General features: G+C 68.0%; 16 protein-coding genes and 1 riboswitch. Of the genes, 7 read left to right on the top strand and 9 right to left on the bottom strand.

Going from position 1 to position 14,284, the window contains the following annotated elements; translation table 11 throughout:
- Together Q0672_RS04470 and Q0672_RS04465 are read left to right on the top strand one after the other, a co-directional pair.
- Positions 1-327 (top strand): His/Gly/Thr/Pro-type tRNA ligase C-terminal domain-containing protein (locus Q0672_RS04470; RefSeq protein WP_298620185.1); only part of this gene is annotated, 327 nt, incomplete at its 5' end.
- Positions 328-329: 2 nt separating this feature from the next.
- The gene (locus tag Q0672_RS04465) at positions 330-959 is read left to right on the top strand and encodes a lytic transglycosylase domain-containing protein (RefSeq protein WP_153160237.1); all 630 of its coding nucleotides are present in this window, start codon (positions 330-332) and stop codon (positions 957-959) included.
- A 66-nt stretch (positions 960-1,025) separates the two neighbouring features.
- Here the strand turns inward: Q0672_RS04465 and mnmA are convergent, their stop codons facing one another.
- Genes mnmA through Q0672_RS04450 form a run of 3 tightly spaced genes read right to left on the bottom strand, consistent with a single transcriptional unit; the run spans position 1,026 to position 3,170 of the window.
- Entirely contained in the window at positions 1,026-2,138 is a 1,113-nt protein-coding gene (gene mnmA, locus Q0672_RS04460; RefSeq protein ID WP_153160213.1) for a tRNA 2-thiouridine(34) synthase MnmA, read from the bottom strand.
- Entirely contained in the window at positions 2,128-2,715 is a 588-nt protein-coding gene (locus Q0672_RS04455; RefSeq protein WP_298620183.1) for a hypothetical protein, read from the bottom strand. Before Q0672_RS04455 ends, mnmA begins: the two co-directional genes overlap by 11 nt.
- The gene (locus Q0672_RS04450) at positions 2,712-3,170 is read right to left on the bottom strand and encodes an NUDIX hydrolase (protein WP_153160212.1); all 459 of its coding nucleotides are present in this window, start codon (positions 3,168-3,170) and stop codon (positions 2,712-2,714) included. Before Q0672_RS04450 ends, Q0672_RS04455 begins: the two co-directional genes overlap by 4 nt.
- A 113-nt stretch (positions 3,171-3,283) precedes the next feature.
- Between Q0672_RS04450 and Q0672_RS04445 the strand changes: the two genes are divergently transcribed.
- The 5 genes from Q0672_RS04445 to Q0672_RS04425 all read left to right on the top strand — a co-directional run bounded on the left by Q0672_RS04445 (position 3,284) and on the right by Q0672_RS04425 (position 7,365).
- Positions 3,284-4,204 (top strand): branched-chain amino acid transaminase, encoded by a 921-nt coding sequence (locus Q0672_RS04445; RefSeq protein WP_153160211.1) that lies wholly within the window; start codon positions 3,284-3,286, stop codon positions 4,202-4,204.
- Between the two features lie 15 nt (positions 4,205-4,219).
- A complete protein-coding gene (locus Q0672_RS04440; protein ID WP_153160210.1) occupies positions 4,220-4,420 on the top strand; it encodes a zinc-finger domain-containing protein in 201 nt (66 codons plus the stop codon).
- 71 nt (positions 4,421-4,491) lie between these two features.
- Complete coding sequence (locus Q0672_RS04435; RefSeq protein ID WP_153160209.1) at positions 4,492-4,923, top strand: nuclear transport factor 2 family protein; 432 nt, start codon at positions 4,492-4,494, stop codon at positions 4,921-4,923.
- A complete protein-coding gene (locus tag Q0672_RS04430; protein ID WP_298620176.1) occupies positions 4,920-5,891 on the top strand; it encodes a hydrolase in 972 nt (323 codons plus the stop codon). The genes Q0672_RS04435 and Q0672_RS04430 overlap by 4 nt, the downstream gene beginning before the upstream one ends.
- Before the next feature lie 91 nt (positions 5,892-5,982).
- Complete coding sequence (locus Q0672_RS04425; protein ID WP_298620173.1) at positions 5,983-7,365, top strand: phosphomannomutase/phosphoglucomutase; 1,383 nt, start codon at positions 5,983-5,985, stop codon at positions 7,363-7,365.
- An 86-nt stretch (positions 7,366-7,451) separates the two neighbouring features.
- On the opposite strand, the gene leuE is transcribed toward Q0672_RS04425, so the two are convergent.
- The 6 genes from leuE to Q0672_RS04395 form a co-directional block, all read right to left on the bottom strand.
- Positions 7,452-8,102, bottom strand: coding sequence for a leucine efflux protein LeuE (leuE, locus tag Q0672_RS04420; protein WP_298620170.1), 651 nt, complete (start codon positions 8,100-8,102; stop codon positions 7,452-7,454).
- A gap of 80 nt (positions 8,103-8,182) precedes the next feature.
- A complete protein-coding gene (locus Q0672_RS04415; RefSeq protein ID WP_298620167.1) occupies positions 8,183-8,998 on the bottom strand; it encodes a hypothetical protein in 816 nt (271 codons plus the stop codon).
- Positions 8,916-9,434: a spermidine N1-acetyltransferase gene (gene speG / locus Q0672_RS04410; RefSeq protein WP_298620164.1), complete on the bottom strand. Its 519-nt coding sequence runs from the start codon at positions 9,432-9,434 to the stop codon at positions 8,916-8,918. The genes Q0672_RS04415 and speG overlap by 83 nt, the downstream gene beginning before the upstream one ends.
- Positions 9,435-9,659: 225 nt before the next feature.
- Positions 9,660-11,732 (bottom strand): DUF945 family protein, encoded by a 2,073-nt coding sequence (locus tag Q0672_RS04405; protein WP_298620161.1) that lies wholly within the window; start codon positions 11,730-11,732, stop codon positions 9,660-9,662.
- Positions 11,733-11,896: 164 nt separating this feature from the next.
- A riboswitch (cyclic di-GMP riboswitch) is annotated at positions 11,897-11,983 on the bottom strand.
- A 72-nt stretch (positions 11,984-12,055) separates the two neighbouring features.
- Positions 12,056-13,372 (bottom strand): leucine-rich repeat-containing protein kinase family protein, encoded by a 1,317-nt coding sequence (locus Q0672_RS04400; RefSeq protein WP_298620159.1) that lies wholly within the window; start codon positions 13,370-13,372, stop codon positions 12,056-12,058.
- A gap of 103 nt (positions 13,373-13,475) precedes the next feature.
- Complete coding sequence (locus Q0672_RS04395) at positions 13,476-14,258, bottom strand: FCD domain-containing protein (protein WP_298620157.1); 783 nt, start codon at positions 14,256-14,258, stop codon at positions 13,476-13,478.
- Positions 14,259-14,284 lie beyond the last annotated feature (26 nt).

Below are 14,284 nucleotides of genomic sequence, written 5' to 3'. Positions count from 1 at the left end.
ATCATCTGGCCGGACGCCATCGCGCCCTTCCAGGTCGCCATCGTGCCGATGGGCTACGCCAAGTCCGAAGCCGTCCGCGAAGCCGCCGACGCGCTGTATGCCCAGCTCACCGCCGCCGGCATCGACGCCTTCCTCGACGACCGGGACGAACGTCCGGGCTCGCTCCTGGCCGACAACGAGCTGATCGGCACCCCGCACCGGGTGGTGATCGGCGACCGTGGCCTGAAGGAAGGCGTGGTCGAGTATCAAGGCCGTCGCGACGCCGAAGCCACCAAGCTGCCGGTGGCCGATGTCGGCACCACTGTCATCGCCAAGCTGAAGGGCTGATGATGCGCCGCCTGCGTTCCGTCGTCCGCACCTGCCTCGCAGCCCTGCTGCTGGGCGGCGGCGCCGCGTCGGTGCAGGCCGGCAACCAGCAGTACGAGCCCCTCGCCGCCAGCGTGCAGGCCGCCCTGCACGCCGCGGTGGCGGATCAGGCGCCCCTCGACCCGAGCTTCCAGCGCTCGCCCGAACGGGCCCGCTGGCTGGCCGAGATGTCCCAGCGCCTCGCCAAGCGCATCCCGGACGAAACCGCCCGCTCTGAGCTCCTGCGCGCGGTGCACTACGAAGCCACCCGCGCCGGGCTCGACCCGCAGCTGGTGCTGGGCCTCATCCAGGTGGAAAGCGGCTTCAAGAAGTACGCCCTGTCGCCGGTGGGCGCCCGCGGCTACATGCAGGTGATGCCCTTCTGGGCGCGCCTCATCGGCAACCAGGAAACCAACCTCTTCCACATGCGCACCAACCTGCGCTTTGGCTGCACGATCCTGCGCCACTACCTCGACATCGAGAAGGGCGATCTCTTCCGCGCCCTGGGCCGCTACAACGGCAGCCTCGGCCGTGCCGAGTACCCCAACATGGTGCGCGCCGCGTGGGAGCGCAACTGGGCCTACCCACCCCTGCGGCTGGCCTCGAATCCCTGAGATTGCTGGCCGATCAAACAAAACGGGCGCCGCAAGGCGCCCGTTTCACATCCAGCTACAGCCGGATCACTCCATGATGATCCCGCCGCCCAGGCACACCCGGCTCTCGTAAACCACCACGCTCTGCCCCGGCGTCACCGCCCACTGGGGCTGGGCAAAGACGATCTCGGCGCGACCGCCCGACAGCACGTCGATCTCGCACGGCGCATCCGGCGTGCGGTAGCGCGGCTTGGCGGTATAGACCCAGTTGGTGCGCGGCTCACGCCCCGACACCCACGACAGCTCGCCGGCGACCAGCCGATCCTTCAGCAGCGCCGGATGGTCGTGGCCCTGCACCACGTACAGCACGTTCTTCGCCACGTCCTTCTTCGCCGCGTACCACGCGTCGTGCTCGCCGGCGTCGTCCTGGTTGCCCTTGATGCCGCCGATCTGGAGGCCCTTGCGCTGGCCCACGGTGTGGTACATCAGGCCCTGGTGCTGGCCAATCACCTTGTCACCTTCCAGCGTGCGGATCTCGCCCGGCTTCGCTGGCAGGTAGCGCGCCAGGAACTCGCGGAAAGGCCGCTCGCCGATGAAGCAGATGCCCGTCGAATCCTTCTTGGCGTACACGTGCAGGCCAGCCGCCTCGGCCATCTTGCGCACGTCACGCTTGTAGAGGTGGCCGATGGGAAACAGGGTCTTGGACAGCTGAGCCTGGTTTAGCCGGTACAGGAAGTAGCTCTGGTCCTTGGTGCCGTCCTCGGCTTTCATCAACTGGAACTCGGTGCGGCCGTCGTTGGTCCATTCGCGCACCTGGGCGTAGTGGCCGGTGGCGATGCGGTCGGCGCCCAGCGCCATCGCGTGGTCGAGGAAGGCGCGGAACTTGATCTCGGAGTTGCACAGGATGTCCGGGTTCGGCGTGCGGCCGGCTTCGTATTCGCGCAGGAAATCGGCGAACACCCGCTCCTTGTATTCCTTCGAGAAATTCACGACCTCCAGGTCGATCCCCAGCACATCGGCGACCGACACCACATCCACCAGATCCTGGCGGGTCGAACAGTATTCGTCGTCATCGTCGTCCTCCCAGTTCTTCATGAACAGGCCGACCACGTCGTACCCCTGCTGCTTGAGCAGCAGCGCGGCAACCGACGAATCCACGCCGCCGGACATGCCGACGACGACTTTTTCCTTACGAGACATCTGGTCCCTCTCCATCCAGCCAGTCTTCCAGGGGCAACACCACGGCTGGATCGCCATGTTCCCCGAACCAAGTATCCACTGCGAAACGCGCCCCTTCACCGGGCGCATCATCGGTGCCGCGCTCGCGCAGCACCGCCGAAAAATGCTGGGCCACCAGCCAGCGCACCCGCCGGCGGATGGGATCGACCGCATGGAAGCGCAGCAGGCCGCGCTCCTCGAGCATCAGCAACAGCCGTGTCGTCGAGGTGGCGTGGTCGATGCAGTCCATCATGCCGTTCTCGCCGAAATCCAGGTAATCCCCGGGACGGTCGGCGCTGATCGGCAACTGCTCGCCGGCCCAGCGATAAAGCTGCCCGAGCACCTGCGCCACGATCGCCCGCTCGGCCACCTCCGAATCGGCCCGAAGCAGCCGCGCAGCCACTTCGGCAAGCTGCGCTTCGGAAAACCGCGCTTCGGCCTCGACGAGACAGCCGTAGTTGTAGCAGATCAGCACCTGCTCGTCCGCCAGGACCGGCCCCGGGGCCAGCGCGGCAATCAGCGCCAGCCCGGCGATGACCGGGCGGAGGCGCTGGATCACGCGTCGTAGTGCCGGATCAGATCCAGCGGATAACGCCGCCCGGCCATGTAATCCTCGCAGCACTGCAGGATCAGCGGGCTGCGATGGCGCTCGCGCGTCGCCCGCAGCTCGTCCAGCGTCAGCCACACCGCGCGCACAATGCCGGTGTCGAGCTTGCGCTCCGGATCGAAGCCGGTGATCGAACCGCCAAAGGCAAAGCGCAGGTAGGTGATGTCGCCCGCCGGCCGCGGCCACTGGTAGATGCCCACCAGAAACTCGGGCTGGAACCCATGGGCGGTCTCCTCCAGCGCCTCGCGGGCGACGGCATTGACCAGCGATTCACCCCGATCGAGATGCCCGGCCGGCTGATTGAAGCGCAGCCCGTCCTCGGTCTCCTCCTCCACCACCAGAAAACGCCCGTCGCGCTCGACCACCGCAGCAACCGTGACATTTGGCTTCCAGATCCTCATGGACATCTCGTGCACGCAAAATTGTTATTTTACCCCCTTCGGGGCGGCGGTCCGCAGACCTGCGGAATGCGCTAGAATCGAAGGCTTAAATTTTCTGTATTCAGCTGGAGATCCCCACAATGTCGATGGCAGACCGCGACGGTTTCATCTGGTACGACGGCAAGCTCGTGCCGTGGCGTGAAGCGACCACCCACGTGCTCACCCACTCCCTCCACTACGGCCTGTCGGTCTTCGAGGGCGTTCGTGCCTACAACACCGTAAGCGGCACCGCGATCTTCCGCCTCGCTGAGCACACCCAGCGCCTGCTCAACTCCGGCAAGATCTACATGATGAACATTCCTTACTCCAAGGAAGAACTCATGGAAGCCCAGCTGGAAGTCGTGCGCGCCAACAAGCTCGAATCCTGCTATCTGCGCCCGATCGCCTTCTACGGCTCCGAAAAGATGGGCATCTCCACCAAGGGTGCCACGGTGCACGTCGCCATCGCCGCCTGGCCGTGGGGCGCCTACCTGGGTGAAGACGGCCTCGAGAAGGGCATCCGCGTGAAGACCTCGTCCTTCGCCCGTCACCACGTCAACGTGACCATGCCCCGCGCCAAGCTGGCCTCCACCTACGCCAACTCCATCCTGGCCAACCTGGAAGCCACCGAAGCCGGCTACGACGAAGCCCTGCTCCTCGACACCAACGGCTTCGTGGCCGAAGGCGCCGGCGAGAACCTCTTCGTGATCAAGGACGGCGCCATCTACGAACCCGAGATCGCCTCGGCCCTCACCGGCATCACCCGCTCCTCGGTGATCCAGGTTGCCAAGGAGTTCGGCCTCGAGGTGATCTCCAAGCGCATCACCCGCGACGACATCTACATCGCCGACGAAGCCTTCTTCACCGGCACCGCCGCTGAAGTCACCCCGATCCGCGAGCTCGACGGCCGCGTCATCGGCGAAGGCAAGCGCGGCCCGATCACCCAGAAGCTGCAGGCCCGCTTCTTCGACATCGTGAACGGCAAGGCCCCCGAATACCAACACTGGCTTGCCTACATTTAAGCAAGGGAGATTTCCATGCCTGAAAACCAGGACAAAACCAAGCCGATCGAAGTCACCGCCAAGCAGCTTCCGCTGCACTGCCCGATGCCCGACGCCCCGTTGTGGGCACGCCACCCGCGTGTCTTCCTCGACGTGACCTCGGAAGGCGAGGCCACCTGCCCGTATTGCGGCGCCCAGTACAAGTTTGCTGGCGAGCTGCCCAAAGGCCACCACTGACCCGGTCTGCGGTGCTGATATCAACGGGGGCGGCAACGCCCCCGTGTCACGTCCAACCCACCTGACTGCCCATGACGAGTCCGATCTTCACCTCACCCGAAGAGGCCGAAACCGCCTTCTACGCCGCCCTGTCCCGCGCCGATCTCGACGGCATGATGGCAGTGTGGTCCGAAGACGAGGAAGTCGTCTGCATCCACCCGGGCAGCATCCGCCTCGTGGGCCTCGCGGCGATCCGTGAATCCTGGCGCCAGCTCTTCGCCGCCGGCACCCGGATCATCGTGCATCCCACCCAGCCGGTGCAGTGGCTCAACGTGATGACCGCGGTGCACACCGTGCATCAGCGCGTCCACCTCGAAGGCGACCACCGCCTGCACCCGCCGATCATCGCCACCAACGTCTTCACCCGCGGCGCCATCGGCTGGCGCATGGTGCTGCACCACGCCTCGCCGGCCCCCGACATGGACAACCTGCGCGGCAGCGACAGCCCCCACGTCGTCCATTGAGCCCTTCGCCCACCGACTCCACTTACCGGGCGCCCCGCTGGCTGCCCGGCGGCCACGCCCAGACGATCTGGCCGCTGCTGCGCAAGGGCCCGATGCCCGCCTTCCAGCGCGAACGCTGGACCACCCCCGACGGCGACTTCATCGACCTCGACTGGCTGCCCCGCCGCCCCGACGCGCCGCTGGTGGTGCTGTTCCACGGCCTCGAAGGCTCCAGCCGTTCGCCCTACGCCCGCAGCCTGATGCGCCACCTCGCCGATCTCGGCTGGAACGGCGTCGTCCCGCACTTTCGCGGCTGCTCCGGCGAGCCCAACCTCAAGCCCCGCGCTTACCACTCCGGCGACGCCGACGAGATCGGCTGGATCCTCGAACGGATCGCCGCAGCCTTTCCCGACGTCCCGCGCTTTGCCGCCGGCGTGTCCCTGGGCGGCAACGCCCTGCTACTGTGGCTCGGCACCCGGGGCGATGACGCCAGGAAACTGATCGACGGCGCGGCAGCGATCTGCCCGCCGCTGGATCTCGCCGCCGCCGGACACAACCTCGGGCGCGGCTTCAACCGCGTCTATACCCGTCACTTCCTGGCCACCCTCAAGGAGAGCGCGCTGGCCAAGCTGGCCCGCCACCCCGGCCTGTTCGACGCCGACGCGGTGCGCGCGGCCGCCAACCTCTACCAGTTCGACAACCTCGTCACCGCCCCACTGCACGGCTACCGGGACACCGACGACTACTGGCTGCGCGCCTCCAGCAAGCCCCACCTGCAGGACATCCGGCTGCCGACGCTGGTCATCAACCCGAAAAACGACCCCTTCCTGCCCGCCCGCCACCTGCCCGGCCCGGCGGACGTCTCGACCCACGTGCGCCTGGAGCAACCCGCCGAGGGCGGCCACGTGGGTTTCGTCAGCGGATCGTGGCCCGGCCGGCTCGACTGGCTGCCCCGGCGCCTCGTGCGCTTTTTCACGGAATTCACCTGATCCACGGCGCGCCGCCAAACCCGTCTCACGGGGCTGACATCCAGCCCGCGTATAATCCACTTTTCATCATTTCCGCACCGGAGCCCTCCGCATGTTCGTCCCCGCCCCCGAGATCTTCAAGGCCTATGACATCCGCGGCATCGTCGACAAGACGCTGACCGCCGAAGCCGTGCGCGCCATCGGCCACGCCCTCGGTTCCGAAGCCGTCGCCCGTGGCCAGCAGGCCATCGCCGTCGGCCGTGACGGCCGCCTGTCGGGGCCCGAGCTCGCCGGTGCGCTCGCCGATGGCATCCGCGCCGCCGGCGTCGACGTGGTGGACGTGGGCTGCGTGCCCACCCCGCTCACCTACTTCGCCGCGTATGAACTCGGCACGAACTCCTGCGTGTCCGTCACCGGCAGCCACAACCCGCCGGACTACAACGGCCTGAAGATGGTGCTGGGCGGCCAAACCCTGTTCGGCGAGCTGATCCAGGCCCTGCGCCAGCGCATCATCGACGGCAACCTGGTCACCGCTGCCGTGCCCGGCAAGCTCACCCAGGCCGACGTGGTGCCGGCCTACGTGAACAAGATCGTCGGCGACGTGAAGCTTTCCCGTCCCATGAAGGTGGTGATGGACTGCGGCAACGGCGTGGCTGGCGCGGTGGCGCCCGAGCTCTTCAAGCGCCTGGGCTGCGAGCTGGTGGAGCTGTTCTGCGAGGTGGATGGCAATTTCCCCAACCACCATCCGGACCCGTCCAAGCCCGAGAACCTCGCCGACGTGATCCGTGCGCTACGTGAAACCGACGCCGAGATCGGCCTCGCCTTCGACGGCGATGGCGACCGGCTGGGTGTGGTGACCAAGGACGGCGAGATCATCTTCCCGGATCGCCAGCTGATGCTGTTTGCCGAGGATGTGCTGTCCCGCGTGCCCGGCGGCGAGATCATCTACGACGTGAAGTGCACCCGCAACCTGGCCGGCTGGATCAAGGATCGCGGCGGCAAGCCCACCATGTGGAACACCGGCCACGCGCTGGTGAAGGCCAAGCTGAAGGAAACCGGCGCGCCGCTGGCTGGCGAGATGAGCGGCCACGTGTTCTTCAAGGAGCGCTGGTACGGCTTTGACGACGGCCTCTACACCGGCGCCCGCCTGCTGGAGATCGTCTCCCGCCAGCCGGATGCCAACCCGGTTCTCAAGGGCCTGCCCAACGCCACCAGCACCCCGGAGCTCAACATCAAGATGAACGAAGGCGAGCCCTTCGCGCTGGTGGACAAGCTCAAGGCCGAGGCCAGGTTTGAAGGCGCCGAGAGCATCCTCACCATCGACGGCGTGCGCGTCGAATACGCCGACGGCTTCGGCCTCGCCCGCCCGTCCAACACCACCCCGGTGGTGGTGCTGCGCTTCGAGGCCGACAACCAGGCCGCCATCGAGCGCATCCAGGCCGACTTCCGCCGCACCATTGAGGGCGTCTGGCCGGGGGTGAAGCTGCCGTTCTGAGCGGAAGCGCAGCGCAAAAAAACGGCGACCGGAGCAATCCTGTCGCCGTTTTTGTTTTGGGCAGCGCCGGGGCTGCCGGCAGGCGTTCAACCCATCCCGGCCCCCGCCAGCCGCAGGCCGAAACCGATGAACAATCCACCCACGCTCCCCGTCGCCCCCGCCGACAGGCGCCGCCGGCGCCGGAAGACCTCCGCCAGCCGGGTGCCGCCAAAGATCAGCGCCGACAGGTAGAGCGCGCTGAAGAACTGCACGATCACCCCGAGGATGAGGAAGGACAGCTCCGGATGGTCGTAGCCCGGCGACACGAACTGGATGAAGAAGGACACGAAGAACAGGATCGCCTTGGGGTTCATCAGGCTGATGAGCAGCGCCACCCGGAAGGGATGAGATGCATCCCGCGGCGGTTCCACGGGCGCCGCCGTGTCGGCCTCGCCCCGCCAGGTGCGCAGCCCCGCACGCAGCAGCCCGATCCCCAGCCACACCAGATACGCCGCACCGGCGTAGCGCAGCCCCATGAACAGCGCAGGCGTGGCCTGCAGCAGCGAGGCGGCGCCGGTGGCCGACAGGATCATCAGGATCAGGTCGCCCAGGAAGATCCCGCAGGCGCCGCGATACCCCGCCGCCACACCCCAGCGGGACGCGACGGTCATCACGTAAAGCGAATTGGGGCCGGGCAGGAGCACGATGAAGATCGTCCCCAGCACGAAGGTAGTGATGTCGGTGATGCCGTAGAACATGGGCGAGCCCGCAAGGCAAAACGTGGATTATCGCAGCCGCGGCAGGCTGGCGGGCTCGCAGCATGATCAACGGCAGGCGCTCAGCCGCCGGTGACCAGCGCGTCGGGAATCTCGAAGCGGTCGCCGTTGCCCAGTGTGATGACCGACGTGTCGCCGGCGCGCTCCACCTCAAGGCCGGCCGGGCCGTCGGACGACACGGCCTTGCCGCCGGCAAACGCCACGTGACGCACGGCCCCGCTGGGCAGGGTGATCCGCACCGTGCCGGCACCCGCCTCGCGGCGCATCACGCCGGCCTCGCAGGCGGTCGACTGGCCGCCGGCCGGCATGCAGCGGATCGACGCGGTGGCGTGGAAGGGCGTGCCCGCCACCCGCGCGTCGCTCGCCGCGGCCTTGCCCGGATGGGCGCCAGCCCGCACCGACAGGGTGTAGCGCGCCACTTCGTTGCGGCGGGCGGCGCTACGCATCAGATAGACGCGGACGAGATAGTCACCACTCACCGGGGCAACGGTCTCGAAACGATCGCCCGAGGTGCTGCCGACGAACATCGCGCCATCGGTCGCGCCCGGCGCGTCCACATTGAAATAGCCGCTCGGGTTGCTCGTCCTGAGCTGCATCACCACCGACTGGCCGGCTTCGAGCGGGATCAGGTAATCCGCCAGCTGGTAGCCCTTGAGCTTGCCCGACAAAGCCTGGGTGGCCCCGGCCGCCACAGCCACCTTCCGGGCGGGCGGCAGATCCGGCTGAGCCGGGGCGGCCAGCGCCAGCCCGGCCGAAGCCATGAAGGCCACGCCCAGCACGGCGCGACGGGCGAGCTCAGCCCCGCTGCGCCAGGTAGTCGGGCTGGAAGGCTGCCATCCGGTAGGCGTCCCGATAGACACCATCGACGAAGAATTCATGCCGCAGAACCCCTTCTTCCGAGAAACCAAGTTTTCTGTATACCGACACCGCCCGGGTGTTCTCCACATCCACCACCAGGAACAGTTTGTAAAGGTTGAGCACCGTAAAGGCGTAGCCCATGGCCAGGCGGGTCGCCTGGGCGGCATAGCCGCGGCCTTGGTGATCAGGCGAGATGATGATCTGAAACTCGGCCCGGCGGTGGATGTGGTTGATCTCCACCAGCTCCACCAGCCCCACCCGAAGGCCTTCGCGCTCGACGATGAAGCGCCGCTCGCTCTGGTCGTGGATGTGCTTGTCGTAGAGGTCGCACAGTTCGACAAAAGCCTCGTAGGGCTCCTCGAACCAGTAGTGCATCACCGTCTCGTTGTTGTCCAGCTCGTGGACGAAGCGCAGGTCTTCCCGCTCCAGGGGTCTCAGTTTGAGTTGATCGTTCATGCCGGCATCGAACCGTGTTGTGCAAAATTGACGGCCCCGCAGGGCCCGGGGTGGTCTGACCCCGCACCGGGCCGACAGTTCGACGGGATGGTCATGCCGGACGGGTGCCCCGTCAAGCATCGCGACCTGAAAGACAAAAAGGGTTGCCGCCTGCGCGACAACCCTTCGGTGGTGATGCGTGACCGCCGGCCCGGCTAAGGTCAGGCCCGGGCCGGGCGCGGCCGGTCAGCCGGCGCTCACCGTCAGCCTGGGCTTGCGACCTTCGGCCACCCAGGCCAGCACCGTGCCGTACATGTCGGCCAGCGCCGGGCGGGTGGCGCGCTCCTTCTCGGCCCGGTCGGTGTAGAAGGCGAGGGATTTCTCCCGGTTGCCGGACCACTGGTAGGCCACCCACAGCGCGGCCTGGCTCTCGTCCTTGCGGCCGGAGAGGGCCAGCGCTTCGGCCAGCGGCGTCCAGGTGGAGCTGCGACGCGGGTCGAGCTGCAGGGCGGCGGTCAGCACCTCGGCGGCGTCCTGGGGCTTGCCGGCCTTGACGAGGGCGTAGCCCAGGTTGCCGGCCAGCTCCACGTCGCGGGGGTTTTCAGCGAGGCCCTTGCGGAACAGCTCGGCGGCGCGGGCCGGGTCTTCAGCCTTCAGCGCGTCCAGGCCTTCGGTATTGAGCTTTCTGGACACGGCCCGGTTGCCCGGCGCCGGCTTGCCCAGCTCCTCGATGCGGGCCGCCACGGCAAACACGGTGGCGGTGTCTTCCCGGGCGGCGGCGCCGAGGGTCTGGAGCAGGCACTGACGGGCCGAGCCGCAGCTTGCCGCGGCTACGCCCGGCTGGGCGGGCGGCGCGAGGGACACCGGCGGAACCGGCAGCACGGCCGGCTGGGCGGGCGGCGCGGCCACGGGTGCGGGCGCAACAGCAGGCGCGGCGGCCGGTGCTTCGGCAACCTCGGGCGCCTCGTCGGCGATGATCGGCGCGGGCGCCTGCAGGGATTCGGCCTGCGCGGCGTTAGCGGCCAGCTTCGGCTTGTCGAGGAAGGCGTTGAGCACCTGATCGGCGCCACCCAGGCTGGCCTGCACGGCGCTGCCGTCGAAGATCCGGCCGTTGGTGCGCAGCACGCCCTCGGCGTACTCGAAGCTGCCCTTCAGACTGCCGTCCGGGCCCTGGGTGAAGCCCATGGCCTGCATCGTCTGCAGCTTGCCGGCATCCAGCACCTTGCCCTTCAGCACCATCTCGCCGGAGGCCTTGAGCATGTTCGCCAGGGAGATCGGCGCCGACGCCGACATGGACTTGCGGGCCTCGACCATCAGCTTGCCGTCCAGGCTGCCCTGGCCCACCGTGCCGGCGAGCTTGGGAATGCCGAAGGAGAAACCCTGGGTCATCAGGGTGCGCAGGGCCTTGCGGAAGGTCTCGTCCTCGTCCGCGGTCATGTTCTGCAGGCCGCAGGTGTCGCCAAACAGGCGGCTGATGGTTTCGATGCTGCGCTTGTCGAGATCGCGGATCGCCATCTCGAGGGTCAGATCCTTCACCGTCTCGCCGCCGAAGGACGCGGCACGCAGGCTCTCGGTGACCTGGGCGTTGAGGCGCTCGCCGTCTTCGGTCACCAGCGTGGCGTGGCGGAAGCCTTCGGCCGAACCGTGGCTGGTGGCGATGCGCTCGATGGACAGGGACGACGAGCCGGTGCCCAGATAGCGGTTCTTCAGATCCACGTCGAGGGCGATCTTGCCCAGTTCGACAGCTTCGCCGTTGCCACGGGTGAGCAGCTTGTCGATACCCCAATTGACCGCCAGCGCAGTCTTGCCAACCGCGAGGCTGCCGCTGGAGGGCGCGATGGTGAGCTTCTGGCCGCCCTGGTCGAGGGCGAGCTCGGGCAGCGACATGGCCGAGCGGAAATCGCCGCCGTAGCTCACGTCGCCGTTGCCCTGCAGCTTGAGGCTGGGGCCGAAGAGTTCGGCCAGCGCGGCGGCGAGTTCGCCGGTGGGCTTGGCGCTCCAGGTCACGCGCAGGGGCGCGGAGGGCAGCACCAGGTTGGCGAGGGAATATTCGACCTCCAGCGCCGGGCTCTGGCCACCCTCGCCGCTGGAACACTGGTCAACAAGCTCCATCCCGAAGGAGCCGGTGGCGGAGAACAGCCCGCTGCTGTGCTGAATGTTGCGGACGCGCACCCCGGTCTCGGACGAGGGTTTGGCGGCGAAGGCCCGTATCTCCCGTTCGGCCACGCTGCCCACATAGGCGCTGGCGCCCAGCCAGCCCGCCATCACGATGCCGATGCCGCCAGCGGCGACGAGGATTTTCTTGTTGTCCTTGCTCATGTCGTTCTCCCGCCGACGGGCGGCGCAAATGGAAAGATCGCGTACGAAACGCACGAGAGAAGGCGCATGGGCGGCAGACGCGCGCGGACGGCCGGATCGACAAAACACGAGGAGGAAGGTGCGGACAGCACGGAAAACCGACGCAGGTGCGAACGCACCAGCGCTGAGGGAACCCGGCCATCCTTCCTGCGTGCAGGTTAGGATCCGAAGCTTTGCGTCCGGGGTTCTCACCCCGTTTGCCTTTTTCTCGTAACTTGATCTTACAACTTGTGGCGCAGCCGCGGGCTGACTTTTGTCACGAACAGCCCGGCGGCGTCATGCAATCAGCCTGCGGCCAGCCCATCCAGATGATGGACGATCTCGTCGAAACCCGGCCGTAGCGCCGGCACCGACCCGAGGCAACGGGCCGCGAGGGCCGCGAGCCCGTCGCGCAGCACACCGGGCGCCGTGCGCTCGGCGAGCTCTTCAAGCAAGCAGCCGCAGGCGCGCACCTCCACCTGCTCGAGGCGCCGGGCGCGGACCGGGTCGGCCGGCGAGACGAAGGACGCCGCGCCGAAATCCCCCAGAAAAACCCGCCCCTCCCCGTCGTGCAGAATGTTGTGGGCGTACAGATCGCCATGCACGATGCCCCGCTGATGCAAATGCGCAGCGGCGGCGGCGATGCCTCGGGCGATGGTGAGCGCCGTGGCAGGCGTGAAGCGGGCATCTGCCGGATACACGTCGCGGGTACAGGTATCGAGGCTGGGCGGGCCGGCGAGGCTGCGGAAGGCGGGGTCGATCAGCGCCATCACCAGCCCAGCGGTGTCGGCCGGATGACCGGTCACCTCGCCGAGCACCGGGATCAGCTGCGGGTGGCCGCCCGCCCCCACGCAGGCGGCCCGCTCGCTGGCCGGCAGGCCGTCGCTGGTCACTTCGCCCTTGAAAAGCTTCACCGCCACCGACCGCGCGCCTTCCAGCGCCGACCACGCCGCCCGGTGGATCACCCCGGACGCGCCCTCGCCAAGAATGCCGTCGGTCGCCAGCGCCGCCCACGGCACTGGCCGGGTGTGCGCCTCGGCCTGCCAGGCGGCGTCGAGCGTTGCGCAAAAGGGATTGCCGGCGTAGGCCAGCCACGCCAGCCGAGGCAGATCGAGCAGCCAGTCGGGGAAGGCGGCGATCCGGTTGGCGGCGATGCGCAGCAGCTCCAGCGACGTGCACGCTGCCATCTCCGGTGGCAGCGCGGTGAGCCGGTTGCCCGCCAGCGCCAGCTTGCGCAGCCCGGTGCACCGGCCGATGCCGGCGGGCAGGGTTTCGATGCGGTTGTCGGTGAGGATCAGCCAGCGCAGGGTGGGCGGCAGGGCGGCGTCCGGCACGGTGTGCAGCCGGCACGACTTGAAGCCGATCATCTGCAGCGCGGGGCAGCGGCCCAGCACCTCGGGCAGGACCTCGAAGGGGTTGCCCGAGCAGAACAGCACCCGCAGCCGGGTGAGCCGCGGCAGGTCGTCCGGCAGGGTGGTGAGTTCATTGCCCGCCAGGTCGAGGATCTCCAGCGTATCGGCGAGCTCGAAGATCTCCCGCGGGAATTCGCGCAGCCCGCAGGCGAGCTTGAGGTGACGGGCGCCGGCGAGCGTGCCTGCGCGCAGCTGTTCGAGGGTGTGCATCAGGGGAGAGGATGACGGCGTAGTGGGCGAGGGGCGATTCTAGCGGTCAGTCGGTTACCAGACGCTCGACAATTGCCCACATCCGGCGCCTTGGGCGCTCCGTTCAGGCCCCCTGGCCGACCAGCTTGCGCGTCACCCGGGCGCGGCTCTCGCGCTCTTCATGCTGGGCGCGGGCCAGCATGCTCTCCTCGACGAAGGTCATGTGGCAGCGCACCGCCGCCTGGGCGGCCACCGGGTCGCGGCGCTTCACGGCGTCCCAGATGGCCGCGTGCTGGCCGCGCAGCTCCTGCCAGTCGTCCTCCAGCCGGCGCAGGTGGCGCAGGTTGCGGTCGATGTGGTCGTGAGTCACACGGAACAGGCTGGCCGTGAGGTGGCCGATCATCACGTTGTGGGCGGCTTCGGCGATGGCCTGGTGGAAGGCCAGATCGGCCCGCACCTGTTCATCGAAGACCTCGGCCGACGGCCCCTGGGCGAACAGCCCCTCGACCCGCGCGTAGGCCTCGCCGATGCGCTGGATGTCGGCGTCAGTGGCGCGGCGGGCGGCCAACGCGGCGGCTTCGGATTCGAGCATGCCGCGAAACTCCAGCAGGTCCGCCTGGATGTTGGGATGCTGGCGGAGCATCTCGCCCCACGGGTCGGTGAAGCCGGCGTCGAGCCGGTCGGTCACATACGTGCCGCCACCCTGGCGGCTGTGGAGCAGGCCCTTGGACACCAGCTTCTGGATCGCCTCGCGTAGCGACGGGCGCGACACGCCCAGCTCGGCGGCCAGTTCGCGCTCGGGCTGCAGGCGGTCGCCGGGCTTGAGGGCGCCTTCGAGAATGCGCTGTTCGAGTTCGTGGGCAATGGTGTCGGAGAGCCGCTGGACGGCGATTTTTCCGATGGTCATTTTTCTTCCGAAAATTGGTCTGACCA

The sequence above is a fragment of the uncultured Zoogloea sp. genome, from assembly GCF_937894855.1.
GTDB lineage: Bacteria > Pseudomonadota > Gammaproteobacteria > Burkholderiales > Rhodocyclaceae > Zoogloea > Zoogloea oryzae.
Note: the sequence above shows the minus strand (reverse complement) of the source record. Positions and strands in the feature narration are given on the sequence as shown.

Excerpts from the sequence above, each read along its gene's own strand:
- Q0672_RS04465 (WP_153160237.1), top strand. The coding sequence starts at position 330 with ATGCGCCGCCTGCGTTCCGTCGTCCGCACCTGCCTCGCAGCCCTGCTG.
- mnmA (WP_153160213.1), bottom strand. The coding sequence starts at position 2,138 with ATGTCTCGTAAGGAAAAAGTCGTCGTCGGCATGTCCGGCGGCGTGGAT.
- Q0672_RS04450 (WP_153160212.1), bottom strand. The coding sequence starts at position 3,170 with ATGTCCATGAGGATCTGGAAGCCAAATGTCACGGTTGCTGCGGTGGTC.
- Q0672_RS04445 (WP_153160211.1), top strand. The coding sequence starts at position 3,284 with ATGTCGATGGCAGACCGCGACGGTTTCATCTGGTACGACGGCAAGCTC.
- Q0672_RS04440 (WP_153160210.1), top strand. The coding sequence starts at position 4,220 with ATGCCTGAAAACCAGGACAAAACCAAGCCGATCGAAGTCACCGCCAAG.
- Q0672_RS04435 (WP_153160209.1), top strand. The coding sequence starts at position 4,492 with ATGACGAGTCCGATCTTCACCTCACCCGAAGAGGCCGAAACCGCCTTC.
- Q0672_RS04425 (WP_298620173.1), top strand. The coding sequence starts at position 5,983 with ATGTTCGTCCCCGCCCCCGAGATCTTCAAGGCCTATGACATCCGCGGC.
- leuE (WP_298620170.1), bottom strand. The coding sequence starts at position 8,102 with ATGTTCTACGGCATCACCGACATCACTACCTTCGTGCTGGGGACGATC.
- Q0672_RS04415 (WP_298620167.1), bottom strand. The coding sequence starts at position 8,998 with ATGAATTCTTCGTCGATGGTGTCTATCGGGACGCCTACCGGATGGCAG.
- speG (WP_298620164.1), bottom strand. The coding sequence starts at position 9,434 with ATGAACGATCAACTCAAACTGAGACCCCTGGAGCGGGAAGACCTGCGC.
- Q0672_RS04405 (WP_298620161.1), bottom strand. The coding sequence starts at position 11,732 with ATGAGCAAGGACAACAAGAAAATCCTCGTCGCCGCTGGCGGCATCGGC.
- Q0672_RS04400 (WP_298620159.1), bottom strand. The coding sequence starts at position 13,372 with ATGCACACCCTCGAACAGCTGCGCGCAGGCACGCTCGCCGGCGCCCGT.
- Q0672_RS04395 (WP_298620157.1), bottom strand. The coding sequence starts at position 14,258 with ATGACCATCGGAAAAATCGCCGTCCAGCGGCTCTCCGACACCATTGCC.